Annotated in this window: 24 protein-coding genes; 15 read left to right on the forward strand and 9 right to left on the reverse strand. The window is 64.4% G+C overall.

The window, feature by feature from the left end:
* Positions 1–15 precede the first annotated feature (15 nt).
* The gene (locus ACODSK_RS09445) at positions 16–1182 is read right to left on the reverse strand and encodes a patatin-like phospholipase family protein (RefSeq protein WP_489015588.1); all 1167 of its coding nucleotides are present in this window, start codon (positions 1180–1182) and stop codon (positions 16–18) included.
* Between the two features lie 34 nt (positions 1183–1216).
* Positions 1217–2143, reverse strand: a complete 927-nt coding sequence (locus ACODSK_RS09450; RefSeq protein ID WP_489015590.1) for a lipid A biosynthesis lauroyl acyltransferase — start codon at positions 2141–2143, stop codon at positions 1217–1219.
* A 121-nt stretch (positions 2144–2264) separates the two neighbouring features.
* On the opposite strand from ACODSK_RS09450, the gene minC reads away from it, so the two are divergent.
* From minC to ACODSK_RS09485, 7 genes are all read left to right on the forward strand, one after another.
* Entirely contained in the window at positions 2265–3023 is a 759-nt protein-coding gene (minC, locus tag ACODSK_RS09455) for a septum site-determining protein MinC (RefSeq protein ID WP_489015592.1), read from the forward strand.
* Between the two features lie 104 nt (positions 3024–3127).
* Complete coding sequence (gene minD, locus ACODSK_RS09460; RefSeq protein WP_075803762.1) at positions 3128–3940, forward strand: septum site-determining protein MinD; 813 nt, start codon at positions 3128–3130, stop codon at positions 3938–3940.
* Between the two features lie 3 nt (positions 3941–3943).
* Positions 3944–4201 (forward strand): cell division topological specificity factor MinE, encoded by a 258-nt coding sequence (gene minE, locus ACODSK_RS09465; protein ID WP_458975692.1) that lies wholly within the window; start codon positions 3944–3946, stop codon positions 4199–4201.
* Between the two features lie 92 nt (positions 4202–4293).
* Positions 4294–4929, forward strand: coding sequence for an RluA family pseudouridine synthase (locus ACODSK_RS09470; RefSeq protein ID WP_489015594.1), 636 nt, complete (start codon positions 4294–4296; stop codon positions 4927–4929).
* Positions 4930–5082: 153 nt separating this feature from the next.
* The gene (locus ACODSK_RS09475; RefSeq protein ID WP_489015596.1) at positions 5083–6372 is read left to right on the forward strand and encodes a M18 family aminopeptidase; all 1290 of its coding nucleotides are present in this window, start codon (positions 5083–5085) and stop codon (positions 6370–6372) included.
* Between the two features lie 145 nt (positions 6373–6517).
* The gene (locus ACODSK_RS09480; protein ID WP_489015598.1) at positions 6518–6682 is read left to right on the forward strand and encodes a hypothetical protein; all 165 of its coding nucleotides are present in this window, start codon (positions 6518–6520) and stop codon (positions 6680–6682) included.
* Between the two features lie 49 nt (positions 6683–6731).
* Positions 6732–8891 carry a mechanosensitive ion channel domain-containing protein gene (locus tag ACODSK_RS09485; RefSeq protein WP_489015600.1) on the forward strand — a complete coding sequence of 720 codons (2160 nt, stop codon included), beginning with the start codon at positions 6732–6734 and terminating at the stop codon, positions 8889–8891.
* On the opposite strand, the gene ACODSK_RS09490 is transcribed toward ACODSK_RS09485, so the two are convergent.
* On the reverse strand, positions 8888–9601 hold the full coding sequence (locus ACODSK_RS09490) for a UTRA domain-containing protein (protein WP_489015602.1): 714 nt from the start codon (positions 9599–9601) through the stop codon (positions 8888–8890). The genes ACODSK_RS09485 and ACODSK_RS09490 overlap by 4 nt on opposite strands.
* Positions 9602–9945: 344 nt before the next feature.
* Here ACODSK_RS09490 and ACODSK_RS09495 point away from each other — a divergent pair, with 344 nt between their 5' ends.
* The 6 genes from ACODSK_RS09495 (at position 9946) to ACODSK_RS09520 (ending at position 15212) form a co-directional block, all read left to right on the forward strand.
* Complete coding sequence (locus tag ACODSK_RS09495; RefSeq protein WP_489015604.1) at positions 9946–11010, forward strand: ABC transporter substrate-binding protein; 1065 nt, start codon at positions 9946–9948, stop codon at positions 11008–11010.
* A 105-nt stretch (positions 11011–11115) separates the two neighbouring features.
* Complete coding sequence (locus ACODSK_RS09500) at positions 11116–11922, forward strand: alkaline phosphatase family protein (RefSeq protein WP_489015606.1); 807 nt, start codon at positions 11116–11118, stop codon at positions 11920–11922.
* The gene (locus ACODSK_RS09505) at positions 11919–12761 is read left to right on the forward strand and encodes an ABC transporter permease (protein WP_489015607.1); all 843 of its coding nucleotides are present in this window, start codon (positions 11919–11921) and stop codon (positions 12759–12761) included. The genes ACODSK_RS09500 and ACODSK_RS09505 overlap by 4 nt, the downstream gene beginning before the upstream one ends.
* Complete coding sequence (locus ACODSK_RS09510; RefSeq protein ID WP_489015608.1) at positions 12748–13545, forward strand: ABC transporter permease; 798 nt, start codon at positions 12748–12750, stop codon at positions 13543–13545. The genes ACODSK_RS09505 and ACODSK_RS09510 overlap by 14 nt, the downstream gene beginning before the upstream one ends.
* A gap of 1 nt (position 13546) precedes the next feature.
* On the forward strand, positions 13547–14536 hold the full coding sequence (locus ACODSK_RS09515) for an ABC transporter ATP-binding protein (RefSeq protein ID WP_489015609.1): 990 nt from the start codon (positions 13547–13549) through the stop codon (positions 14534–14536).
* Positions 14537–14558: 22 nt separating this feature from the next.
* Positions 14559–15212: an HAD family hydrolase gene (locus tag ACODSK_RS09520; protein WP_489015611.1), complete on the forward strand. Its 654-nt coding sequence runs from the start codon at positions 14559–14561 to the stop codon at positions 15210–15212.
* Between the two features lie 108 nt (positions 15213–15320).
* Here ACODSK_RS09520 and ACODSK_RS09525 read toward each other — a convergent pair whose 3' ends face one another.
* Positions 15321–16283 carry a zinc-binding dehydrogenase gene (locus ACODSK_RS09525; RefSeq protein ID WP_489015612.1) on the reverse strand — a complete coding sequence of 321 codons (963 nt, stop codon included), beginning with the start codon at positions 16281–16283 and terminating at the stop codon, positions 15321–15323.
* 140 nt (positions 16284–16423) lie between these two features.
* Here ACODSK_RS09525 and ACODSK_RS09530 point away from each other — a divergent pair, with 140 nt between their 5' ends.
* Together ACODSK_RS09530 and ACODSK_RS09535 are read left to right on the forward strand one after the other, a co-directional pair.
* Complete coding sequence (locus ACODSK_RS09530; RefSeq protein WP_489015626.1) at positions 16424–18505, forward strand: carboxy terminal-processing peptidase; 2082 nt, start codon at positions 16424–16426, stop codon at positions 18503–18505.
* Between the two features lie 132 nt (positions 18506–18637).
* Entirely contained in the window at positions 18638–20395 is a 1758-nt protein-coding gene (locus ACODSK_RS09535) for a bifunctional diguanylate cyclase/phosphodiesterase (protein WP_489015613.1), read from the forward strand.
* A 186-nt stretch (positions 20396–20581) separates the two neighbouring features.
* Here the strand turns inward: ACODSK_RS09535 and ACODSK_RS09540 are convergent, their stop codons facing one another.
* The 5 genes from ACODSK_RS09540 to pcaQ form a co-directional block, all read right to left on the reverse strand.
* A complete protein-coding gene (locus ACODSK_RS09540) occupies positions 20582–20950 on the reverse strand; it encodes a hypothetical protein (RefSeq protein ID WP_489015614.1) in 369 nt (122 codons plus the stop codon).
* Complete coding sequence (locus tag ACODSK_RS09545) at positions 20947–21291, reverse strand: helix-turn-helix domain-containing protein (RefSeq protein WP_489015615.1); 345 nt, start codon at positions 21289–21291, stop codon at positions 20947–20949. The genes ACODSK_RS09540 and ACODSK_RS09545 overlap by 4 nt, the downstream gene beginning before the upstream one ends.
* A gap of 100 nt (positions 21292–21391) precedes the next feature.
* Complete coding sequence (locus tag ACODSK_RS09550) at positions 21392–21832, reverse strand: YkvA family protein (RefSeq protein WP_489015616.1); 441 nt, start codon at positions 21830–21832, stop codon at positions 21392–21394.
* A gap of 266 nt (positions 21833–22098) precedes the next feature.
* The gene (gene bamJ, locus ACODSK_RS09555; protein ID WP_489015617.1) at positions 22099–22860 is read right to left on the reverse strand and encodes a BamJ family beta-barrel-assembly machinery protein; all 762 of its coding nucleotides are present in this window, start codon (positions 22858–22860) and stop codon (positions 22099–22101) included.
* 176 nt (positions 22861–23036) lie between these two features.
* Entirely contained in the window at positions 23037–23969 is a 933-nt protein-coding gene (gene pcaQ, locus ACODSK_RS09560; protein WP_489015619.1) for a pca operon transcription factor PcaQ, read from the reverse strand.
* Between the last annotated feature and the right edge of the window lie 96 nt (positions 23970–24065).

The following is a 24065-nucleotide window of genomic DNA, read 5'->3' on the forward strand; positions in this document are numbered from 1 at the left end:
GAGCCCCGCTCTTACTCAGTTGTGATGCCCAGCCAATCCAAGGAAGTTGCATAGCTGAGCGCGCTTGGCCAGCGCATCCCGCCGTCCCAGCTCGATCAACTCGCTGCAATAGGCGGCTTCGAACAACAGATAGCTGAGCACCCCTGCCCCACTGGTCTTGGTCGCCCCCGGCCCACGCAGGAACAGGCGTAGCGCCGCCGGCAGTTCACGGCGATGGCGGGCGGCGATCTCGTCCAGCGGCTGGCTCGGCGCGACCACCAGGACTTCCACCGGCGCCAGGCCAAGACGCTGGGGATGGGTCTGGTTCGGAATCAGATGACTGAGATGGTTGAGACGCTGGAGCAATTCCAGGTCGTCTTCGAGGCTGTCGATAAAGGTGCTGTTGAGCAGATGCCCGCCGATCTGCGCCAGGGTCGGCGGCCGACCGCTGTAGATCCGCGCCTGCGGCGTGGCATCCGCCGGCCCCCGTGGGTTGCCGCTGACCCCCACCACGAGGATGCGATTGGCGCCCAGGTGCAGCGCCGGGCTGATCGGCGCCGACTGGCGGACCGCGCCGTCACCGTAATATTCGTGCCCCAGCTTGACCGGGGCGAACAGCAGCGGGATCGCCGAACTGGCCAGCAAGTGCTCGATACTCAGGCGGGTCGGCAGGCCGATGCGCCGGTGGCGCAGCCAGGGATCGATGGCACCGCGGCCTTGATAGAAGGTCACCGCCTGCCCGGAGTCGTAGCCGAAGGCGGTCACCGCCACGGCGCGCAGGTGGCGCTGCTCGATGGCCTGGCCAATGCCGTTGAGGTCCAGGTGCTCGTTCAGCAGGCCGCGCAATGGAGAACTGTCGAGCAGCGCCACCGGCACCTGGCGGCCAAGCCCCAGCAGGCTGTGGCCGACGAAGCGACTGGCCTGGCGCATCACCCCCGGCCAATCGCTGCGCAGCACCTGGTGGCTGCGAAAGCCCTGCCAGAAGCTGGTCAGGCGACGGATCGCCTCGGCGAAATGCAGGGCGCCGCTGGCCAGGGTCACCGCATTGATCGCCCCGGCCGAGGTGCCGACGATCACCGGAAAGGGATTGGCCGCGCCTTGCGGCAGCAGGTCGGCGATGCCCGCCAGGACCCCGACCTGATAGGCAGCACGGGCGCCGCCGCCGGAAAGGATCAGGCCGGTGACCGGTTCTGCTGCTGCCATGCACGTACTCCCTGGAATGAAGGATGAAGCCTGCTTACTTCTTGTACAGCTTCGGCTCTCCCAGCGGCCGCGACTTGAAGCGCCGGTGCGCCCACAGGTACTGCTCCGGGCATTCGCGCAGGGCCTGCTCGATCCACTGGTTGATGCGCAGGCAGTCGGCCTCCTCGGTTTCCCCCGGGAAGTCCTCGAGCGGCGGGTGGATCACCAGGCGATAGCCGCTGCCATCGGCAAGGCGCTCCTGGGTGAAGGGAATGACCCTGGCCCGGCCCAGGCGGGCGAACTTGGTCGTGGCGGTGACCGTCGCCGCCTGGATGCCGAACAGCGGCACGAACAGGCTCTGCTTGGCGCCATAGTCCTGGTCCGGCGCGTACCAGATAGCGCGGCCGGCGCGCAGCAGCTTGAGCATGCCGCGCACGTCCTCGCGCTCCACCGCCAGGGAATCGAGGTTGTGGCGCTCGCGACCACGGCGCTGGACGAAGTCGAACAGGGCGTTCTTGTGCTCGCGGTACATGCCATCGATGGTGTGTTCCTGGCCGAGCAGCGCGGCGCCGATCTCCAGGGTGGTGAAGTGCAGGGCCATCAATATGGCACCCTGGCCATCACGCTGCGCGGCCTGCAGGTGCTCCAGCCCTTCGATGTGCGCCAGGCGCGCCAGACGGGCCTTTGGCCACCACCAGCTCATGGCCATTTCGAAGAAGGCGATGCCGGTGGAAGCGAAATTTTCCTTGAGCAGACGGGTTCGCTCGACGGACGGCAATTCCGGGAAGCACAGCTCCAGGTTGCGCGCCGCGATCGCCCGGCGCGCACCGGCCACGCGGTACATCACCGCGCCCAGGGCACGGCCGATCCCCAGCAAAACCGGGTACGGCAGCTGCACGATCAGCCAGAGCAGGCCGAGCCCCAGCCACAGCGGCCAGAAACGCGGGTGCAGGAAGTAACGACGAAAACGCGGGCGATCCATTCAAGATTCCGGAAAGAAAAAGGCCGGGCATTCTACAACGGTTCGGCGCGGGTTGCGGCTAACCGGCGTTCTCGTTATAAGTCTGGGCACTTTTCGCAACAAAGCCGCCTCGACTTAGACCATGAGCCAAAGCCAGACGCCAGACCAAGCCCACGTGTTCCAGCTCAAGGGCAGCATGCTCGCCATCACCGTGCTCGAGCTTGCCCGCAACGACCTCGAAGGACTCGACCGGCAACTGGCGGCCAAGGTCGCCCAGGCGCCGAACTTCTTCAGCAACACGCCGCTGGTGCTGGCGCTGGACAAGCTGCCGGCCGGCGAAGGCAGCGTCGACCTGCCAGGCATGATGCGCATCTGCCGTCAGCATGGCCTGCGTACCCTGGCCATCCGCGCCAGTCGTATCGAGGACATCGCCGCCGCCATCGCCATCGATCTGCCGGTGCTGCCGCCTTCCGGCGCCCGCGAGCGGCCGGTGGATCCGGTGGAAATCGAGCCGGTGAAAAAGCCCGAGCCAGCCCCCGCGCCACCGCCTCCGCCGCCGGAGCCGGCGGTGCGTCCGACCAAGATCATCACCGCGCCTGTACGCGGCGGCCAACAGATCTATGCTCAGGGGGGCGACCTGGTCGTCGTATCGGCGGTCAGTCCGGGTGCGGAACTTCTCGCCGATGGCAATATCCATGTGTACGGGCCAATGCGCGGACGCGCCCTCGCCGGTATCAAGGGCAACACCAAGGCACGGATTTTCTGCCAGCAGATGACCGCCGAGCTGGTTTCGATCGCCGGGCAGTACAAGGTCTCCGAAGACCTGCGCCGCGATCCGCTGTGGGGGGCCGGCGTGCAGGTCAGCCTGTCCGGGGACGTGTTGAACATCACCCGCCTTTAACGGATACTGCCGCCATTTTCCGTGCAACTTTAGTCAGTTAGTTGCCGTTTTTTTGCATTTTAGGACCGCACGTCCTTTTTCATCATTTTTAGGGGTGATACACCTTGGCCAAGATTCTCGTGGTTACTTCCGGCAAGGGTGGTGTGGGCAAGACCACCACCAGTGCCGCCATCGGTACCGGCCTCGCGCTGCGCGGGCACAAGACTGTGATCGTCGACTTCGACGTCGGCCTGCGTAACCTCGACCTGATCATGGGCTGCGAACGCCGCGTGGTGTACGACTTCGTCAACGTGGTCAACAACGAGGCCAACCTGCAGCAAGCCCTGATCAAGGACAAGCGCCTGGAGAACCTCTACGTGCTGGCCGCCAGCCAGACCCGTGACAAGGACGCGCTGACCCAGGAAGGCGTCGAGAAGGTCCTGATGGAACTGAAGGAGACCTTCGACTACGTGGTCTGCGACTCCCCGGCCGGCATCGAGAAGGGCGCGCACCTGGCGATGTACTTCGCCGACGAAGCCATCGTCGTGACCAACCCCGAAGTGTCCTCGGTCCGCGACTCCGACCGCATGCTCGGCCTGCTGGCCAGCAAGTCGCGCCGCGCCGAGCGCAACGAAGACCCGATCAAGGAACACCTGCTGATCACCCGTTACCACCCCGAGCGCGTGAGCAAGGGCGAGATGCTCGGCGTCGAAGACGTCAAGGAAATCCTCTCCGTCGCGCTGCTGGGTGTCATTCCCGAATCCCAGGCCGTGCTCAAGGCCTCCAACCAGGGCGTCCCGGTCATCCTCGACGACCAGAGCGATGCCGGCCAGGCGTACAGCGACACTGTCGACCGCCTGCTGGGCAAAACCGTGGAACACCGGTTCCTCGACGTACAGAAGAAGGGATTCTTCGAGCGCCTGTTTGGAGGCAATTGAACCATGAACCTTTTTGACTTCTTTCGTGCCAGCAAAAAACAGAGTTCCGCATCGGTTGCGAAAGAGCGTCTACAGATCATCGTGGCGCACGAGCGCGGACAGCGCAGCACCCCGGACTACCTGCCAGCCCTGCAGCAAGAACTGCTGGAAGTGATCCGCAAGTACGTCAACATCGGCAACGATGACGTGCAGGTGGCGCTGGAGAACCAGGGCAGCTGCTCGATTCTCGAACTCAACATCACCCTGCCCGAACGCACCTGAGCGTCTGCGGGTAACCTGCCACGGCGGCGGCCGGGCCCGGGCTCTACAGTCCGGGTCCGGCCGCCGCCGTTGGCATTTGCAGAGAACACGCAATGCCGCTGTCCAACGTCGAGATCCTTTACCAGGATGACGCCATCCTGGTGATCAACAAGCCCACCCTGCTGCTCTCCGTGCCTGGCCGGGCCGAAGACAACAAGGACTGCCTGATCACCCGCCTGCAGGAAAACGGCTACCCCGACGCCCTGATCGTCCACCGCCTGGACTGGGAAACCTCGGGGATCATCCTGCTGGCGCGCGATGCCGACAGTCATCGCGAACTGTCGCGGCAGTTCCACGACCGCGAGACCGAGAAGGCCTATACCGCCCTGTGCTGGGGCCAGCCGGAACGCGACAGCGGCAGCATCGACCTGCCGTTGCGCTACGACCCGCCCACCAAGCCGCGGCACGTGGTGGATCACGAGCAAGGCAAGCATGCGCTGACTTTCTGGCGCATCGTCGAACGCTGCGGCGATCACTGCCGGGTCGAACTCACCCCGATCACCGGGCGTTCGCACCAGTTGCGCGTGCATATGCTGTCGATCGGGCATCCGTTGCTGGGCGATCGCCTGTACGCCAACCCGGAGGCCCTGGCGGCCCATGAGCGGCTGTGCCTGCATGCCTCGATGCTGAGCTTTACCCATCCGGTGACTGGCGAGCGGCTCAAATTCGAGTGTCCTGCGCCGTTCTGAAGGGCCTCATCGCCGGCAACGCCGGCTCCCACAAGGATCGTGTACACCGCTGCAACCTGTGGGAGCCGGCTTTGCCGGCGATGGACCGCAAAGCGGTCCCAACGAGCGCATCATCTGCGCTAAAATCGCGCCCACTGCCGTCTGGAGTGACTTATGCGCGACGCCCTGAACCAAGGCCTGATTGAATTCCTCAAAGCCTCTCCCACGCCCTTCCATGCCACCGCCAGCCTGGCCAAGCGCCTCGAAGCCGCCGGCTACCAGCGCCTGGACGAGCGCGACAGCTGGGCCACGGTGCCTGGTGGTCGCTATTACCTGACCCGCAACGACTCTTCGATCATCGCCATCAAGCTCGGCCGCCATTCGCCGCTGCTCGACGGTATCCGCCTGGTCGGCGCCCACACCGACAGCCCATGCCTGCGGGTCAAGCCGCAGCCCGAGCTGCAGCGTCAGGGTTTCTGGCAACTGGGTGTGGAAGTCTACGGTGGCGCCCTGCTCGCCCCCTGGTTCGACCGCGACCTGTCCCTGGCCGGCCGCGTCACCTTCCGTCGTGACGGCAAGGTGGAAAGCCAACTGGTCGACTTCAAGCTGCCGATCGCGGTGATCCCCAACCTGGCGATCCACCTCAACCGCACCGCCAACGAAGGCTGGGCGATCAACCCGCAGACCGAGCTGCCACCGATCCTGGCCCAGGTCGCCGGTGACGAGCGCGTCGACTTCCGCGCCCTGCTTACCGAGCAACTGGCCCGTGAACACGGCCTCAACGCCGACGTGGTGCTGGATTACGAGCTGAGTTTCTACGACACCCAGCCCGCCGCCCAGATCGGCCTGCACGGCGAGTTCATCGCCGGTGCGCGCCTCGACAACCTGCTGTCCTGCTACGCCGGCCTGCGCGCCTTGCTCGATGCCGACAGCGACGAGACCTGCGTGCTGGTATGCAACGACCACGAGGAAGTCGGCTCCTGCTCGGCCTGCGGCGCCGACGGCCCGATGCTCGAACAGACCCTGCGCCGCCTGCTGCCGGACGGCGACGAGTTCGTCCGCACCATCCAGCGCTCGCTGCTGGTGTCGGCGGACAACGCCCACGGCGTACACCCCAACTACGCCGAGAAGCACGACGGCAACCACGGGCCCAAGCTCAACGCCGGCCCGGTGATCAAGGTCAACAACAACCAGCGCTACGCCACCAACAGCGAAACCGCCGGCTTCTTCCGCCACCTGTGCATGGCCGAGGAAGTCCCGGTGCAAAGCTTCGTGGTGCGCAGCGACATGGGTTGCGGCTCGACCATCGGCCCGATCACCGCCAGCCACCTGGGCGTGCGCACCGTCGATATCGGCCTGCCGACCTTCGCCATGCACTCGATCCGCGAGCTGTGCGGCAGCCAGGACCTCGCCCACCTGGTCAAGGTGCTGACCGCCTTCTACCGCAGCCGCGAGCTGCCCTGAGTCACTGCGGGGCGCTCTGCCCCGCGGTTTTCCACCAGCGCGAGCGGCCCCGTTCGCGCTGTCTGTGACACCGGTCAACCCCGCCCCGTCATTTAGCGCCTATGCTCAAGCCTGAAATTTCCCAGGAAACAGAAGGACCTTGCGCATGTCCGCGTTCCACTCGATGTTCCTCCCGGTGCTCGCCGGCCTGATCCTGCTGACCATCGGCTTCACCAAGCGCGACAGCAACTGGGGCGTGCTGCTGATGTGGGTCGGCATGTTGTCGATACTCGGCATCATGGTGTGGAAGATCCTGGAAAAACTGACCTGAGAAATCCTCTACACTGCGCCGATTACCTGCGTTCGAGGTTGATCGTCCAGTGCCTGCCGTTCTCCGTTATCTCGCCCTGTCGCTGTTTCTCTTCGCCAGCATTGGCCAGGCCCAGGCGGTCAGCCTGCCCGGCCTGCTCGGCAGCGGCAGCGCCACCCAGCCGCAACCCAGCGAGCCGCTGGACAAATCCCTCGACCAGGTCATCACCACCCTGGAAAACGACCAGCAGCGCACGCGCCTGCTGGAAGACCTGAAGAAACTCCGCGACAGCACCCGCCAGGCCCAACCGCAACCCGAGCAGGGCGTGCTGGGCCTGATCGGCGGCACCCTGGCCGAGCTGGAAAAGCAGTTCAGCGGCGAGGCCAGCCCGTTCAAGCGCTGGGCCGACGAGATGGAACTGGCGGGCATCGAACTGGCCGCGCTCAAGGTGCCGGTGCAGCAATGGCCGGGGCTGCTGTTCGGCTTCATCGCCATCCTCGCCCTGTGGAGCCTGCTGGCCTACGCCCTGAACTGGGCCGGGCACCGCCTGCGCCTGCGCTTCGGCCTGACCGAAGAACTGCCCCAGCACCCGCGCACCTGGGACCTGGCACGCTTCGCCCTGCGCAAACTCGGCCCCTGGCTGGTGGCGCTGATCATCACCGTGTACCTGAGCTTCGCCCTGCCCTCGTCCCTCGGCAAATCCATGGCCATGGTCATCGCCTATGCCCTGGTGGTGGGCACGCTGTTCTCGGCCATCTGCGTGATCGCCTTCTCCCTGCTCGACGGCCCGCACCGCCACCGCGCCCTGCATATCCTGCGGCACCGGGCGTTCCGTCCGCTGTGGCTGATCGGCAGCTTCGCCGCCTTCGGCGAGGCGATGAACGACCCGCGCCTGTACCTCGCCCTCGGCACCCACCTGGCCCACGCCCTGGCGACCCTGGCCAATATCCTCGCGGCGCTGTCCACGGCCTTGTTCATCCTGCACTTCCGCCGCCCCATCGCCCACCTGATCCGCAACCAGCCCCTGGCCCAGCGCCTCAAGCGCAAGGCCCTGAGCGACACCATCGAGATCCTCGGCAGTTTCTGGTGGCTGCCGGCACTGGTGCTGGTGGCGATCTCGCTGTTCGCCACCTTCGTCTCCGCCGGCGACACCAGCACCGCGCTACGCCAGTCGCTGATGTGCACCGTGCTGGTGATCCTGTGCATGGTCATCAATGGCCTGGTGCGCCGTCATGCCCTCAAGCCGCGCCGTGCCAACCGTCGCCAGGCGGTGTACGCCGAACGCCTGCGCGGCTTCGGCTATACCCTGGTGCATATGGCCGTATGGCTGGCCTTCATCGAACTGGGCCTGCGGGTGTGGGGCTTCTCGCTGGTCGGCTTCGCTGAAGGTGAGGGCCACGAAGTTGCCGTGCGCCTGGGCGGGCTGGCCGGCACCCTGATTGCCGCCTGGCTGGTATGGATCCTCGCCGATACCGCCGTGCACCACGCCCTGACCCGCTCGCGCAAAGGCCTGGCCAATGCCCGGGCGCAGACCATGATGCCGCTGATCCGCAACGTGCTGTTCGTCGCCATCGCCATCATCGCCCTGATCATCGCCCTGGCGAACATGGGCATGAACGTCACCCCGCTGCTTGCCGGTGCCGGCGTCATCGGCCTGGCCATCGGCTTTGGTGCACAGTCGCTGGTGGCCGACCTGATCACCGGGCTGTTCATCATCATCGAGGACTCCCTGGCCATCGACGACTACGTCGATGTCGGCGGCCACCTCGGTACCGTCGAGGGCCTGACCATCCGCACCGTGCGCCTGCGCGACATCGACGGCATCGTCCATACCATTCCGTTCAGCGAGATCAAGAGCATCAAGAACTACTCCCGGGAGTTCGGCTACGCGATCTTCCGCATCGCCATCCCGCACAGCATGAACATCGACCAGGCCATCGCCCTGATCCGTGATGTGGGGCAGAAGATGCGCACCGATCCCCTGCAGCGACGCAATATCTGGTCGCCGCTGGAGCTGCAGGGAGTGGAGAGTTTCGAATCCGGCTCGGCGGTGCTACGGGCGCGCTTCAAGACTGCGCCGATCAAGCAGTGGGAGGTGTCCCGGGCCTTCAACCTGGCGCTCAAGCGCCAGCTCGACGAGGCCGGCCTGGACCTGGCCACCCCGCGTCTGTCGGTGCAGGTGCTGACCACCGCCGGCGGCGCCGTGGCCGGCAGCAGCGAAAAGGCTTAACCGGCGTCGGCACGAATGCGGATCGCGTCGTGCCGCCAGTACTCCAGGTCGCAGTCGATCAGGCGTCCCGACTGATCGCTGTTGACCCGGGTAATGTGCAACCCCGCACTGCCCGGCGACACCTTCAGCGCCGAAGCTGCCGCTGCCGGCAAGGCGGTCGGCAGGATCTCGAAGCAGACCCGCCCGTACTGGATGGCGTAGTGCCGGTCGTAGATCTCGGTCAGCGACTGGCCGAGGTCGTGTTCGAGGATGCCGGGGAAGTACTCCGGATTCAGATAGTGCTCGGCATACAACACCGCACGCCCGTCGATACGGCGCAGGCGGCAGATCTGGATCACGCTGGACAGTGGCGGCAGGCGCAGGCGCGCGCAGATCGCCGCCGCCGCCGGTTGCAGGCGCGCCGACAGCAGCTCGGTGGCCGGCGTGCGGCCCTGCTCCCGCACCATGGCATGGAAATGACTGCGCTCGATCAGATCGTAGGTCAGGCGCTGCGGCGCGACGAACCAGCCGCGCCGCTCCTCCCGGTAGATCAGGCCCTGGGCTTCCAGTTGCACCAGCGCTTCGCGCAGGGTGATGCGGGTGGTGTCGAACACTTCGCTGAGCTTGCGTTCGGCGGGTAGCTTGCATCCCGGCGCAATCAGGCCGTGTTCAATCTGTTCCTGCAGGGCATGGCAGATCGCTGTAACTGCGCGTGTCGGCAGTGCGTGCATCAAAGGGTTCCTTTCTGGACTAGTCCAGCGCTCCGACGTCCCATCATGGGGCAGCAGCGCAGCGCCGGGAAAACTTCTCAAGCCTAGGCAAGACTCATGAACAGTAGATGACAAGTCTCCCCAACGGTCGCTGACACAAAGGCTGAAAGCCTTGCCGGGCGTGGTCTTGCATCTGGTCTACGCTGTATTTCCAAGGTCGCTTGGCGAGCCGGGGAGCAACAACTCGACATCAAACTGTCATGCAACATCCCTACCTTGGCTCAGGTATTGCTGACCTAGACCAACCGAAAGGCAACACGCCCCACCCCCTCATGTTGTGCAAGGCACCCATTAAGGAGCTTCGGATGAAACAGCTTTTCCTGGCCTCTCTGTTAGGCGCGAGCATTGCCCTGTCGCACACGGCCATGGCCGCCGACACCGACCTCAAGGCACTCGAGGACGCCGCCCGCAAGGAAGGCACCGTCAACAGCGTGGGCATGCCGGATGCCTGGGCGAACTGGAAAGGAACCTGGGAAGACCTGACGAAGAAATACGGTCTCAAGCACATGGACACCGACATGAGCTCGGCCCAGGAAGTGGCCAAGTTCGACGCGGAAAAGGACAACGCCAGCGCCGACATCGGTGACGTCGGCGCCGCCTTCGGCCCGATCGCCGTGGCCAAGGGCGTGACCCAGCCATACAAACCGAGCACCTGGGACCAGGTCCCGGACTGGGCCAAGGACCAGGATGGCCACTGGGCCCTGGCCTATACCGGCACCATCGCCTTCATCATCAACAAGCAACTGGTGAAGGAAGCGGACATGCCGAAAACCTGGCATGACCTGGAAAAGGGCAAGTACAAGGTCGCCATCGGTGACGTCGGTACCGCCGCGCAGGCTGCCAACGGCGTACTGGCCGCGGCCATCGCCTACAAGGGCGACGAGAAGAACATCGAGCCGGGCCTGCAACTGTTCACCAAGCTGGCCCAGCAGAAGCGCCTGTCGCTGGCCAACCCGACCATCCAGACCCTGGAAAAGGGTGAAGTGGAAGTCGGCGTGGTCTGGGACTTCAACGGCCTGAGCTACCGCGAGCAGATCGATCCGAAACGCTTCGAAGTGCTGATCCCGTCGGATGGTTCGGTGATCTCCGGCTACACCACCATCATCAACAAGTACGCCAAGCACCCGAACGCGGCCAAGCTGACCCGCGAGTACATCTTCAGCGATGCCGGGCAGACCAACCTGGCCATCGGCCACGCCCGGCCGATCCGCGCCGAGCACCTGAAGCTGCCGGCGGAAGTGCAGGCCAAGCTGCTGCCGAACGAGCAGTACCGCGCGGCCCAGCCGATCAAGGACGCAGCAGCCTGGGAAGCGACCTCCAAGGCACTGCCGCAGAAGTGGCAGGAGCAGGTCATCATCGAGATGGAGTGAGGCCCAATCGCTGGCAAGCCAGCTCCCACAGGTTCGGCGGTGCACGCGATCCTTGTGGGAGCTGGCTTGCCAGCGATGCTGCACCCACAGTCCCCGGAGCCTTACATGAACCACAACGTCATCCTGGTCCTGCTCGACGGCCTCAACCATCAGGTCGCACACCACGCCATGGGCCACCTGCACGCCTACGTCGAAGCCGACCGCGCCGCCCTCTACCGCCTGGAATGCGAGCTGCCGGCCCTGTCCCGCCCGCTGTACGAATGCATCCTCACCGGCGTGCCGCCGATCGACAGCGGCATCGTGCACAACCAGGTGTCCCGGCTGTCCAAGGAGCGCAGCATCTTCCACTACGCCCGCGATGGCGGTGTGAGCACTGCGGCGGCGGCCTACCACTGGGTCAGCGAGCTGTACAACCGCACGCCCTTCGACGCGGTCCGCGATCGCCACACCCACGCGCCAAAACTGCCGATCCAGAACGGCCTGTTCTACTACGCCGACCACTATCCGGATTCTCACCTGTTCGCCGACGCCGAGTACCTGCGGCGCAAGCACAATCCCGGCTTCCTCCTGGTGCATCCGATGAACATCGACGACGCCGGTCACCGCCACGGCCTGGACAGCAGCCAGTACCGCAACAGCGCACGCAGCGCCGACATCCTCCTGGCCGATTACCTGGCCACCTGGCTCGCCGAGGGCTACCAGGTGCTGGTGACCGCCGACCACGGCATGAACAACGACCGCTCGCACAACGGCCTGCTCCCGGAAGAACGGGAAGTGCCGCTGTTCGTCTTCGGCGATGCCTTCAGCCTTGACCCCAATGCCAAGCCACTGCAAACCGAACTGTGCGGAACCATCTGCCAGTTGCTCGGGGTCGCTCACGACAAACCGTTCTGCCGGGAGCTGCTCTCTTGAATCCCCTTTCCCGCGGCAAGTGGCTGGCGCTGCTGTGCCTGCTGCCCTTCGCAGTGTTCTTCATCATCTTCCAGATCGCCCCACTGGGCTGGGTGGCGATCCACGGCCTGCAAGCCGAAAGCGGCTGGGGCCTGGACAATTTCAGCAAGATCTTCGCCTCGAAGTTCTACCGCCAGGCGATCCAGCACAGCCTGGAAATCAGCTTCTGGTCGAGTCTGTTCGGCATCTTCATCGCGGTGCTGGGCAGCTATTCGCTGCAACGGGTCGACTCGCGCCTGCGCGACTTCGTCAACGCCTTCGCCAACATGACCAGCAACTTCTCCGGGGTGCCGCTGGCCTTCGCCTTCATCATCCTGCTCGGCTTCAACGGCGCCCTCACCCTGGCCCTGAAGCAGGCCGGGCTGATCGAGGATTTCAACCTGTATTCCAAGACCGGGCTGATCATCCTCTATACCTACTTCCAGATTCCCCTCGGCGTACTGCTGCTCTACCCGGCCTTCGACGCCCTGCGCGAAGACTGGCGCGAATCGGCCTCGCTGCTTGGCGCCAGCCCCTGGCAGTACTGGCGGCATATCGGCCTGCCGGTGCTGACCCCGGCGCTGCTCGGCACCTTCGTCATCCTCCTGGCCAACGCCCTCGGCGCCTACGCCACGGTGTACGCCCTGACCACCGGCAACTTCAACGTGCTGCCAATCCGCATCGCCGCCCTGGTGGCCGGTGATATTTCCCTCGACCCGAACCTGGCCAGCGCCCTGGCGATCATCCTGGTCGGGCTGATGACCCTGGTGACCCTGGTCCATCAATGGCTGCTGAAGAGGAGCTACCATGTCGCGCGCTGAACCCGGGCGCACTGCCCTCTACCATCGTCTGGTGGTCTGGGTGCTGTTCCTGATCCTGCTCCTGCCCCTGGCCGGCACCCTGCTCTACTCGGTTTCCACCAGTTGGTCGGCCAGCCTGCTGCCCAGCGGCCTGACCTTCAAGTGGTACGTGGCGCTATGGAGCGACCCGCGCTTCCTGACCGCCTTCGCCCAGTCGCTGCTGGTCTGCGTCGGCGCCCTGGCGCTGTCGGTGCTGCTGATCCTGCCGCTGCTGTTCGTCGTGCATTACCACTTCCCCAAGCTCGACGGGCTGATGAACATCCTCATCCTGCTGCCCTTCGCGGTACCGCCGGTGGTGTCCTCGGTGGGCCTGCTGCAGCTCTACGGCTCGGGACCGATGGCGATGGTCGGCACGCCGTGGATCCTGATCGGCTGCTACTTCACCGTGGCCTTGCCGTTCATGTACCGGGCGATCACCAACAACCTCCAGGCCATCAACCTGCGCGACCTGATGGACGCCGCCCAGTTGCTCGGTGCCAGCACCTGGCAGGCGGCATTCCTGGTGGTCCTGCCGAACCTGCGCAAGGGCCTGATGGTGGCGCTGCTGCTGTCGTTTTCCTTCCTGTTCGGCGAGTTCGTCTTCGCCAACCTGCTGGTGGGTACCCGCTACGAAACCCTGCAGGTGTACCTGAACAACATGCGCAACAGCAGTGGCCACTTCAACAGTGCCCTGGTGATTTCCTACTTCCTCTTCGTGCTGGTGCTGACCTGGGCAGCCAACCGCCTGAACAAGGACAAGACCTGAAATGAGCTTCGTCAGCATCCAGAACCTGGAAAAGACCTACGCCGGCAGCCCGGTGTTCAAGGACATCAATTTCACCATCGCCCGCGGCGAGTTCATCACCCTGCTCGGCCCCTCCGGCTGCGGCAAGTCGACCCTGCTGCGCTGCATCGCCGGGCTGACCCCGGTGGACAGCGGCAAGATCCTTCTCGATGGCACCGACCTGGTGCCGATGAGCCCGCAGAAGCGCGGGATCGGCATGGTGTTCCAGAGCTATGCGCTGTTCCCCAACATGACCGTGGCGCAAAACGTCGCCTTCGGCCTGCGCATGCAGAAGGTCTCCGGCCAGGACAGCCAGGTGCGGGTCGACGAGGCTTTGCGCATGGTGGAATTGCAGGACTTCGCGGCTCGCTACCCGCATCAGCTCTCCGGCGGCCAGTGCCAGCGCGTGGCCCTGGCCCGTTCGCTGGTCACCCGGCCACGCCTGCTGCTGCTCGACGAGCCGCTGTCGGCCCTCGACGCCCGGATCCGCAAGCACCTGCGTGAACAGATCCGCAGTATCCAGCGCGAGCTGGGGCTGACCACGGTGTTCGTCACCCACGACCAGGAGGAAGCGCTGACCATGTCCGACCGCATCTTCCTGATGAACCAGGGCAAGATCGTCCAGAGCGGCGATGCCGAGACCCTCTACACCGCGCCGGTGGATGCCTTCGCCGCCGGCTTCATCGGCAACTACAACCTGCTCGACGCCGACAGCGCCAGCCGCCTGCTGGAGCGCCCGGTGCACTGCCGCCTGGCGATCCGCCCGGAAGCCATCGCCCTAAGCCTGGACGGTGCGCTCGACGGCCAGGTACGCAGCCACAGCCTGCTCGGCAATATCATCCGCTACCGGGTCGAGGCCCGCGGCGTCGAGTTGCTGGTGGACGTGCTCAACCGCTCGTCCGCCGATCTCTATCCGGACGGACAACGGGTATCCTTGTCGATCGATCCAACTGCCCTGCGCGAAGTCGCCTAGGGATGCACGGGAGTTTTGCGTTATGGCTTTAGCGATCTTCGATCTCGACGACACCCTGATCCACGGCGACTGCGCCTCGCTCTGGAGCGAGCAGATGGCCCGCCTGGGCTGGGTCGACGGCCCGTCGTTCCTGCAGCGCGACCATGAGCTGATGGACGCCTACGGCAAGGGTCACCTGGCGATGGAAGACTACATGGTGTTCAGCCTGGAGCCGGTGGCAGGGCGTACTCCCGAGGAAGTCGCGCACCTGGTCGAGCCTTGGGTCGAGGATTTCATCGAACCGGTCATCTACAGCGATGCCTGCCGTGTCATTGCCGAGCACCGGCGCAAAGGCGACCGCATCCTGGTGATCTCCGCCTCGGGCGAGCATCTGGTCGGCCCGATCGCCGCGCGGCTGGGCATCGATGAATTTCTCGCGATCAACCTGGAAGTGGTCAACGGCGTGTACAGCGGCCGTACCGAGGGTGTGCTGACCTACCGCGAAGGCAAGATCACCCGCTTGCTGGAATGGCTGGATCAGGAAGAGGAAAACCTGGAGGGGGCGAGTTTCTACTCGGATTCGCGCAACGACCTGCCGCTGCTGTCGAAGGTGGACCACCCGCATGTGGTGAATCCGGATCCGGTGTTGCTTGAGCATGCCGAGAAGAATGGCTGGCCGGTGCTGACCTGGAGTTGATGGGTTGTTCTTCAGGCCCCTATCGCCGGCAACGCCGGCTCCCTCAAGGATCATGTGTACCGCTGATCCTGTGGGAGCCGGCGTTGCCGGCGATAGGGCCCTCAAACATCACACCAGACTCGGATCCACCACCAGCACCAGCTTCCCGGACACCTGGTTACCTGCCAGTTCCTCGAAGGCCGACTGGGCATCCGCCACCGGATAGCTGCCCACCAGTTGCGGCTTCAGGCGCCCCTCGGCAAACAGCGGCCAGACCTGCTGGTGCAGATCACTGAGCAGGTCGGCCTTGAACTGATCATCCCGATTGCGCAGGGTCGAGCCGGTCACCTGGATGCGCTTGCCCAGCAGCAGGGCCATGTCCAGCTCGGCCTTGCGTCCACCCATCAGGCCGATGATCACCCAGCGGCCATCACGACCCAGCAGCTTCAGGTTCAGCTCGGCATAGCTGGCGCCGACCGGGTCGAGCACCACATCGAACGGAGCGAAGTCGTTCAGCGCTTGCAGATCGTCACCACGGACCACGCCACCGCTGGCGCCCAGGTTCTGGCAATAGGCCAACCGCTCGGTCGAGCCGACGCTGACCCAGCACGGGCTGCCGAAGGCCTTGCACAACTGGATCGCCGCCGAGCCCACACCGCTGGCCCCGGCATGCAGCAATACCTTCTCGCCCGGGCGCAGGCCACCGAACTGGAACAGGTTGAGCCAGGCCGTGGCATAGACTTCCGGTATCGCCGCCGCTTCATGCAGGCTCAGGCCTTCCGGCACCGGCAGGACGTGACGGGCATCGACCACCACTTCCTCGGCCATGCCGCCGCCTGCCAGCAGGGCACAGACCCGGTCACCCACTTGCCAGGAGGAACCGGCGCCCACCTCGGTGATCACCCCGGAGCACTCCAGTCCGAGGAACTCGCTGGCCCCTGGCGGCGGCGGATAGAGCCCGGCGCGTTGCAACAGGTCGGCACGGTTGAGGCCAGCGGCGGCAACACGAATTCGTACTTGACCTACATCGCATGTTGGACTTGTCGCTTCAACCCACTCCACATGTCCTTCAACGCCTTGCAATGCCTTCACAGTGCCTCCATAGTTGATGTCAAGACCGAGCCTGGCGCTTGTAGCGCCGGGCTTTTTGCATTATGCGACCGGTTCTTCTGGAACCGGCGAATCAAAGACGGCCCACTATGCGTTATGAATTGTCCCTGCGTCGAATCGGCATGAAGCATTTTCTCTCCAGTTCCGCCCTCGCCTTGCTGATCGGCCTCGGCAGCCTGCCCCTGGCAGGCAATGCATTGGCCGCCAACAGTTGGGAATCGCTGCATCCGGACCGCGACCAGGTGGCCGCCAGCCTGAACGTGGTGGAGCTGCTCAAGCGCCATCACTACAGCAAGCCCCCCCTGAACGACGCCCGCTCGGTGATCATCTACGACAGCTACATCAAGCTGCTGGACCCGGCGCGCAGCTACTTCCTGGCCAGCGACATCGCCGAGTTCGACAAGTGGAAGACCCAGTTCGACGACTTCCTCAAGAGCGGCAACCTGGAGCCGGGCTTCGATATCTACAAGCGCTACCTGGACCGGGTCAAATCCCGCCTGGACTTCACCCTTGCCGAGCTGAACAAGGGCGTCGACAAGATCGACTTCAACGCCCACGAAACCCTGCTGGTGGACCGCAAGGACGCCCCCTGGATCAAGACCGAGGCCGACCTTGACGACCTCTGGCGCAAACGCCTGAAAGACGAAGTCCTGCGCCTGAAGATCGCCGGCAAGGAACCCAAGGCGATCCAGGAGCTGCTCACCAAGCGCTACAAGAATCAACTGGCGCGTCTCGACCAGACCCGCTCGGAAGACATCTTCCAGGCCTACATCAACACCTTCGCCCAGTCCTACGACCCGCACACCAACTACCTGTCGCCGGACAACGCGGAAAACTTCGACATCAACATGAGCCTGTCGCTGGAAGGCATCGGTGCCGTTCTGCAAAGCGACAACGACCAGGTCAAGATCGTCCGCCTGGTACCCGCCGGCCCGGCCGCGAAAACCAAGCAGGTCGCCCCTGCCGACAAGATCATCGGTGTCGCCCAGGGCGACAAGGAAATGGTCGACGTGATCGGCTGGCGCCTGGACGAAGTGGTCAAGCTGATCCGTGGCCCGAAAGGCTCGGTGGTGCGCCTGGAAGTGATCCCGGCGAGCAACGCGCCGAACGACCAGACCAGCAAGGTGGTGTCGATCACCCGCGAAGCGGTCAAGCTGGAAGAGCAGGCAGCGAAGAAGTCGGTGCTCAACCTCAAGCAGGATGGCCGCGACTACAAGCTCGGCATCATCGAGATCCCGGCCTTCTACCTGGACTTCAAGGCCTACCGTGCCGGCGATCCGGACTACAAGAGCACCACCCGTGACGTGAAGAAGCTGCTCACCGAACTGCAGAAGGAAAAAGTCGACGGCGTGGTCATCGACCTGCGCAACAACGGCGGCGGTTCCCTGCAGGAAGCCACCGAGCTGACCAGCCTGTTCATCGACAAAGGCCCGACCGTACTGGTGCGCAACAGCGACGGCCGTGTCGACGTGCTCGAAGACGAGAACACCGGCGCCTTCTACAAAGGCCCGCTGGCGCTGCTGGTCAACCGCCTGTCCGCCTCGGCCTCGGAGATCTTCGCCGGCGCCATGCAAGACTATCACCGCGCCCTGATCATCGGTGGCCAGACCTTCGGCAAAGGCACCGTGCAGACCATCCAGCCGCTCAACCACGGCGAGCTGAAGCTGACCCTGGCCAAGTTCTACCGGGTTTCCGGGCAGAGTACCCAGCACCAGGGCGTGCTGCCTGACATCGATTACCCGTCGATCATCGACACCAAGGAAATCGGCGAAAGCGCCCTGCCCGAAGCCATGCCGTGGGACACCATCCGTGCCGCGATCAAGCCGGCCAGCGACCCGTTCAAGCCGTTCCTGGCCCAGCTCAAGGAACGTCATGACGTGCGCAGTGCCAAGGATGCCGAGTTCGTCTACATCCGCGACCGCCTGGCCCTGACCCAGAAGCTGATGAGCGAGAAGACCGTCAGCCTCAACGAGGAAGAACGCCGCGCCCAGCACGCCGACATCGAAGGCAAGCAACTGGCCCTGGAGAACATCCGGCGCAAGGCCAAGGGCGAAGAGCCGCTGAAGGAGCTGAAGAAGGAAGACGAGGACGCGATCCCCGCCGAGCCGGACGACAGCAAACCGGAAGACGACGCCTATCTGAGCGAGACCGGGCGTATCCTGCTCGACTACCTGAGCCTGAACTCGGCGGTGGCCAAGCACTGAACGAGGCTGAATCGATAATGGCGAAATACTATGACCGTGTAGTATCAAGTCATTAAACAGTCATCAAACTGTCGTGAAATAAGGGACTGAGCGTTACAAACGCCAGTCCCTTTTTTTCAAGGTAGTAACGATATGACCATGACCGAGCAGCTCAGCGCGTTGAGTTCCATCCTGACTCAAGGCGGCTTGCACAGCCTGTTCCAGCCTATCGTCTGCCTCTCCGAACGTCGCATCCTCGGCTACGAAGCCCTGAGCCGCGGCCCGTCCAACAGCCCCCTGCATTCGCCGATCAACCTGTTTGCCGTGGCCCGGCACGCGGGACGCCTGACCGAGCTGGAAATTGCCTGCCGGGAAAGTGCCTGCCGGCGTTTCAGCCAGCAACGGCTGGAGGGCAAGCTGTTCCTCAACGTGTCTCCGGAATCCCTGCTCGAACCGCAGTACCAGTCCGGGCTGACCCTCAAGCTGCTGCAGAATCTCGGCATCCCGGCGAGCCAGGTGGTCATCGAGCTCACCGAACAGACCCCGACCGATGATTTCCAGCTGCTCTACAACGCCCTGCACCACTACCGCGACATGGGCTTCTCCATCGCCCTCGACGACCTCGGCGCCGGCTATTCGAGCCTGCGCTTGTGGTCGGAACTGCGTCCGGACTACGTCAAGATCGACCGCCACTTCATCGACGGCATCCACCTCGACCCGGTAAAGCGCGAATTCGTCGGTTCCATCCTGCAGATCGCCAAGGCATCGCGGGCCAAGGTGGTTGCCGAAGGGATCGAGCTGCCCGAAGAACTGGCGGTCCTGACCGAAATGGGCGTCGATCTGGTCCAGGGCTACCTGATCTGCCGCCCCCAGGAACATCCGCCACGGGACGTCGCGCAACTGCTGCCGGGGCCGGTGCTGAACAGCCTGCCGATCCTCAGCGACGAGATCTCCGACCTCGGCGCACTGCTGATCGAACAAACGGCCGTCACCGGCGATACCGCCACGCCGCTGGTACTGGAAGCCTTCCGCCGCCAGGCCAACCTCAACTCCCTGGCGGTGCTCGATGAGCAACAGCGGCCGTGCGGCATCGTCCACCGCCATTCGCTCTCCGATGCCCTGCTCAAGCCCTTCGCCACCGACCTGTTCGCGCGCAAACCGATCAGCCGGCTGATGAGCGACGACTTTCTCGCGGTGGAGCTGACCCAGTCCCTGCAAAGCGTCAGCCGCCTGCTCACCAGCCGTGCACGGCAGCGCATCGAGGAAGACTTCATCATTACCCACCAAGGCCGTTATCTCGGGCTGGGGCGGGTGATCGACGTGCTCAAGCTGATCACCGAGCAGAAGATCCAGCAGGCCCGCTACGCCAACCCGCTGACCCTGCTGCCGGGCAACGTGCCGATCCAGCAGTGCCTGGCGCGGCTGCTGCAACAACGGCGTCAGGCGGCGATCTGTTACGTGGATATCGACAGCTTCAAGCCGTTCAACGATATCTACGGCTACGCCCGCGGCGACGAGGTGCTGCTGTGCCTGGCGCAATGCCTGAACGAGCGGGTCGATCCGAGTCGGGACTTCGTCGGCCATATCGGCGGCGACGACTTCATGCTGGTGCTGGGTTCGCAGGATTGGCAGCAGCGTCTGGACCTGCTGCTGGCGGACTTCGAAAAACAGTGCCGGCGCTTCTACCGCAGCGAGCATCTGGAAGCTGGCTGCTTCATCGCCCACAACCGGCTCGGGCAGCGTCAGGAGTTCCCATTGCTGTCGCTATCGATCGGGGTGGTGCAACTGCGCTCGGAGACCTGCGCCGAGCTGGACGCCGACCAGTTGGCCGACCTGGCCTCGCAGGCCAAGCACCATGCCAAGGAAGTCCAGGGGGCCAGCGTGTACCTCATCGATACCGCAGCCGCCTGAAAACACAACGCGGACCCTGTGGGAGCGGGTTCACCCGCGATTGCGATAGTGGACTCACCGACTCCATCGCGGCGGTCCGGCGTTCCGGTAAACCCGCTCCCACAGGGTCCGCGTAGCTCTTAAACCTGTTCTCTGCGCGACAGCGCAGCCTGAAAGGCTGGGTGAACTCCCACAGGGTCCGCGTTATCAGCCTTCTTCCGGGTAGGAATACTCGAATACCCGCACCACCTCCGAGGCATGCCACGACGCTGCGGCCATGCCATCGGAAGGCCCGGAAAACCGTCCCAGCCGCTCCACACACTCGAAGAATCCGGTACGCGGCAGGCGGCTGGCGCCCTGGCTGATCACCAGTGAGCTGCGCAGCGGCTGCTCGGCACGGGCATCGAGCACCGCCAGGTACTCCAGTGCCGCCGTCAGGGTCTGCATCGCCGGGCTCGGCAGTTGCAGGCGCTCCAGCAGCGCGCGGTAGGTCAGCAGGTGGCGCTGCCGGCGAGCGACATCCAGCTCGCCGAGCAGCCCCTCCCAGTGTTGCCGGCTGATCCGCACGGCGCTCATGACGGATCGCTCCAGCCCGGCACGCCCAGCTCCCAGGCCAGGCTGCGACGGATCGCCGAGTCCGGCAGACGTTCACCGCTTTCGATCATGGCCAGGTAGACCGGGCTGATGCCGACCTTGCGCGCCAGTTGCTCGGCCGCCAGGCCCTTGGCCTGACGCAACGCGGCCAGCTCGCTCAGGGCAGGCGCGCTGGCCGGGGAAGAAGCTGCATCGGTGGTGGTTTGCACATCGCCGGACACCGCCTCAGGGTGTCCCGCCGCCTTGAGTAACGCCTGATATTGATCCCAGGGAACAACCGCGTACTCGGGTTGACCATCTCGGCTAATTACCTGAATAGCCATTACAACCCCCTTGTCGGACTTCTCGCATGTAATCTGTAGGCATAATCGTTATGCCAATAATATTACCAGCCATCGAGGGAATTGCAGCACGTCGCGCGGGTCAGCTGCGGTGTTGCTCCAGGCGCAGCGCTTCAGGGGTGTCCGGCAGGCGTTCGACCACCCGCAACTTTTCCGGGGATTGACGCTGGCGCCAGGCACGGAAGGCGTCCAGTTCGTCGCTCACGGTCTTCAGCACCCAACCCAGCACGGCGATGTCGTCGAGCAGGCCGACGCCCAGCAGCCAGTCGGGAATCGCGTCCAGCGGGCTGACGAAATACAGCAGGCCGGCGACGATGGTCACCAGCGCCTTTGGGCTGACTGCCCGGTACTCACCACGCCACCAGGCCACGCAGAGGGCCTGCAGCAGGCGCACATCCTCCTTCAACTGCCCCAGTCGCGGCCCCTTGCGTGCCACGGCGAACAGCAGCGCCGGCAAGCGTCCACGGCTGAGCAGACGCTCGGCGAGGGGCAGGAAGCGGGCGAAATTCCACGGTGCTTTCATGGGACCTCCATCAGCAGTGGCGGGAAGGTTATCCACATTAATTGTGGATAACCTTGTGAACAGAGCTTCATTTCCGGGCCAGGGCTCCCGGTGGGCAAGGGCCGGGGTCGGATCGGGCGTTTTTTACACACTTGTTTCATTGCGCAATCGTTTTGCAGAAGCTTTTGTGAACCTTGTCACAGGGCCGTGGCCACTCTACTCCCGTCATCCTGCAAAAACGACAACGCCCCGTGGGTACGGGGCGTTGGACAACAGCAAAAGCCGAATTACTTGGCTGGAGCTGCTTCGGCAGCTGGTGCTTCGGGAGCCGCATCGGCTTCCGGCGCTTCCAGCTTGGACATGTCCTTGATGCCGATCAGTTCCAGATCGAAGACCAGGACCGAGTTGGCCGGGATCATCGGGCTTGGGCTCTGCGCGCCGTAGGCCAGGTCGGCCGGGATGAACAGCTTGACCTTCTCGCCGACGTGCATCAGTTGCAGGCCTTCGACCCAGCCCGGGATCACGCCGCTGACCGGCAGGTCGATCGGCGCACCGCGCTCGACGGAGCTGTCGAAGACCTTGCCGTCGATCAGCTTGCCTTCGTAGTGGACGGTGACCACGTCGGTCGGCTTCGGCTGGGCGCCGTCAGCCTTTTTCACCACTTCGTACTGCAGGCCGGAAGCGGTGGTGACCACACCAGGCTTCTTGCCGTTTTCCTCAAGGAACTTCTTGCCGGCCGCAGCGGACTCTTCGCCCTGCTTGGTCAGGCGCTCTTCGGCACGCTTCTGCAGTGCGGCGAAGGCTTCGATCAGCTCGTCGTCCTTCAGACGCTGCTCTTTCTTGCCGATGGCATCTTCGATGCCCTGGGCAACAGCCTTGGAATCGAGGTCGTCCATGCCTTCCTGAGCCAGGCTCTTGCCCATGTTCAGGCCGATACCGTAGGAGGCTTTCTGTGCCGGGGTTTTCAGCTCGACGCTGGTCTGCGAATCGCAACCCGCCAGGACCAGGCTAACCAGGGCAACCGCAGCCGCCAACCGATGCTGTTTCATGCTATTTCCTTGTTCATGCGCCAAAGGGGCAATCGGGTAAAGCCGCGAGAATATCAGGCGGCCACGACCAATGGCTACCGGCAATAAGAACGAGAAAAGTCCCGGAAGTTCAGCAATATGAACAGTTCTTCATGCAGCCATGCGGCATACGGCCAGCAGGGGCTTGGCGACCGCCCTCAAGGGTAGTCGCCATCCCGGTATTGCGCCGCAACTTCACGCAACACTTCACACAGCCATTGCGCCGGAAGTGCCGACGGCAGCGCCGCATTACTGCAGATCCCCACCGAGCCGCCGGGCTCGCTGACACCCAGGTCCAGCTCGTGCAGTTCACCGCGATCGAGGTCGACCCGCACTGCATCGCGCGGCGCGACCCACACCGCGTCGCTGCCCTGCACATAGCGCCGGCTCAAGGCCGGTGACAAGGTTTCCAGCCGCTGCTGTGGCTGTTCGATGGCGCACTGCACGAACAGGCTGTCGGCATGCTTGCGGATGGTGGTTCCCGCAAGCGGCAGCACCAGCGGGTAATCACCGAGACGGGCACGCTCCAGCGGCTCGCTGGCCAGCAACGGATGGCCCGGGCGCACCACCAGTGACATGGATTCGCTGTACAGGTGCTCGAAGAGCAGGCCCTGGATCTGCGGGCTGTCGGTCATGCGCCCGATCACCAGGTCCAGCTCGCCGACATGCAACTGCGCCAGCAGATGGGCACTGGGTCCGGTGGCGACGCTGACCACCAGGGCGGCATGACGCTGGTGCAGGCGGCGGATGACTTCCGGCATCAGCAGGCTTTCCACGGTGGACAGCACACCGACCTTCACCTGTGGCGGCGCGTGCTCCTCGCCGCGCAAGGTGCTCACCCCCTCGCGCAGGGCCTGGACGCAGGGACCGGCGTAACGCATGAAGCGCACCCCGGCCGGGGTCAGCTCGACACCCTGCCGGCCGCGCTCGAACAGCCGGGTCTGAAGCAGGTCCTCAAGCTCCTTGAGGGTCTTGGAAATCGCCGGCTGGGTGATGGCCACGGCGTCCGCGGCCTTGGCGAAGCTGCCCTGGCGGGCGATTTCGAGAAAGCACAGGAGATGGCGGAATTTGATGCGGGTATCGAGGTTCATGCAGCGAGTGTATCTGTGTCCTGATGTTTTTGTGTCAGGTTCGAGGGCCAATCGCCGGCAACGCCGGCTCCCACAGGTATCGCGTACACCGCAGAA

Source organism: Pseudomonas sp. FG98, from assembly GCF_057808595.1.

Excerpts from the sequence above, each read along its gene's own strand:
- ACODSK_RS09445 (WP_489015588.1), bottom strand. The coding sequence starts at position 1,182 with ATGGCAGCAGCAGAACCGGTCACCGGCCTGATCCTTTCCGGCGGCGGC.
- ACODSK_RS09450 (WP_489015590.1), bottom strand. The coding sequence starts at position 2,143 with ATGGATCGCCCGCGTTTTCGTCGTTACTTCCTGCACCCGCGTTTCTGG.
- minC (WP_489015592.1), top strand. The coding sequence starts at position 2,265 with ATGAGCCAAAGCCAGACGCCAGACCAAGCCCACGTGTTCCAGCTCAAG.
- minE (WP_458975692.1), top strand. The coding sequence starts at position 3,944 with ATGAACCTTTTTGACTTCTTTCGTGCCAGCAAAAAACAGAGTTCCGCA.
- ACODSK_RS09470 (WP_489015594.1), top strand. The coding sequence starts at position 4,294 with ATGCCGCTGTCCAACGTCGAGATCCTTTACCAGGATGACGCCATCCTG.
- ACODSK_RS09475 (WP_489015596.1), top strand. The coding sequence starts at position 5,083 with ATGCGCGACGCCCTGAACCAAGGCCTGATTGAATTCCTCAAAGCCTCT.
- ACODSK_RS09480 (WP_489015598.1), top strand. The coding sequence starts at position 6,518 with ATGTCCGCGTTCCACTCGATGTTCCTCCCGGTGCTCGCCGGCCTGATC.
- ACODSK_RS09490 (WP_489015602.1), bottom strand. The coding sequence starts at position 9,601 with ATGCACGCACTGCCGACACGCGCAGTTACAGCGATCTGCCATGCCCTG.
- ACODSK_RS09495 (WP_489015604.1), top strand. The coding sequence starts at position 9,946 with ATGAAACAGCTTTTCCTGGCCTCTCTGTTAGGCGCGAGCATTGCCCTG.
- ACODSK_RS09500 (WP_489015606.1), top strand. The coding sequence starts at position 11,116 with ATGAACCACAACGTCATCCTGGTCCTGCTCGACGGCCTCAACCATCAG.
- ACODSK_RS09510 (WP_489015608.1), top strand. The coding sequence starts at position 12,748 with ATGTCGCGCGCTGAACCCGGGCGCACTGCCCTCTACCATCGTCTGGTG.
- ACODSK_RS09515 (WP_489015609.1), top strand. The coding sequence starts at position 13,547 with ATGAGCTTCGTCAGCATCCAGAACCTGGAAAAGACCTACGCCGGCAGC.
- ACODSK_RS09520 (WP_489015611.1), top strand. The coding sequence starts at position 14,559 with ATGGCTTTAGCGATCTTCGATCTCGACGACACCCTGATCCACGGCGAC.
- ACODSK_RS09530 (WP_489015626.1), top strand. The coding sequence starts at position 16,424 with ATGAAGCATTTTCTCTCCAGTTCCGCCCTCGCCTTGCTGATCGGCCTC.
- ACODSK_RS09535 (WP_489015613.1), top strand. The coding sequence starts at position 18,638 with ATGACCATGACCGAGCAGCTCAGCGCGTTGAGTTCCATCCTGACTCAA.
- ACODSK_RS09540 (WP_489015614.1), bottom strand. The coding sequence starts at position 20,950 with ATGAGCGCCGTGCGGATCAGCCGGCAACACTGGGAGGGGCTGCTCGGC.
- ACODSK_RS09545 (WP_489015615.1), bottom strand. The coding sequence starts at position 21,291 with ATGGCTATTCAGGTAATTAGCCGAGATGGTCAACCCGAGTACGCGGTT.
- ACODSK_RS09550 (WP_489015616.1), bottom strand. The coding sequence starts at position 21,832 with ATGAAAGCACCGTGGAATTTCGCCCGCTTCCTGCCCCTCGCCGAGCGT.
- bamJ (WP_489015617.1), bottom strand. The coding sequence starts at position 22,860 with ATGAAACAGCATCGGTTGGCGGCTGCGGTTGCCCTGGTTAGCCTGGTC.
- pcaQ (WP_489015619.1), bottom strand. The coding sequence starts at position 23,969 with ATGAACCTCGATACCCGCATCAAATTCCGCCATCTCCTGTGCTTTCTC.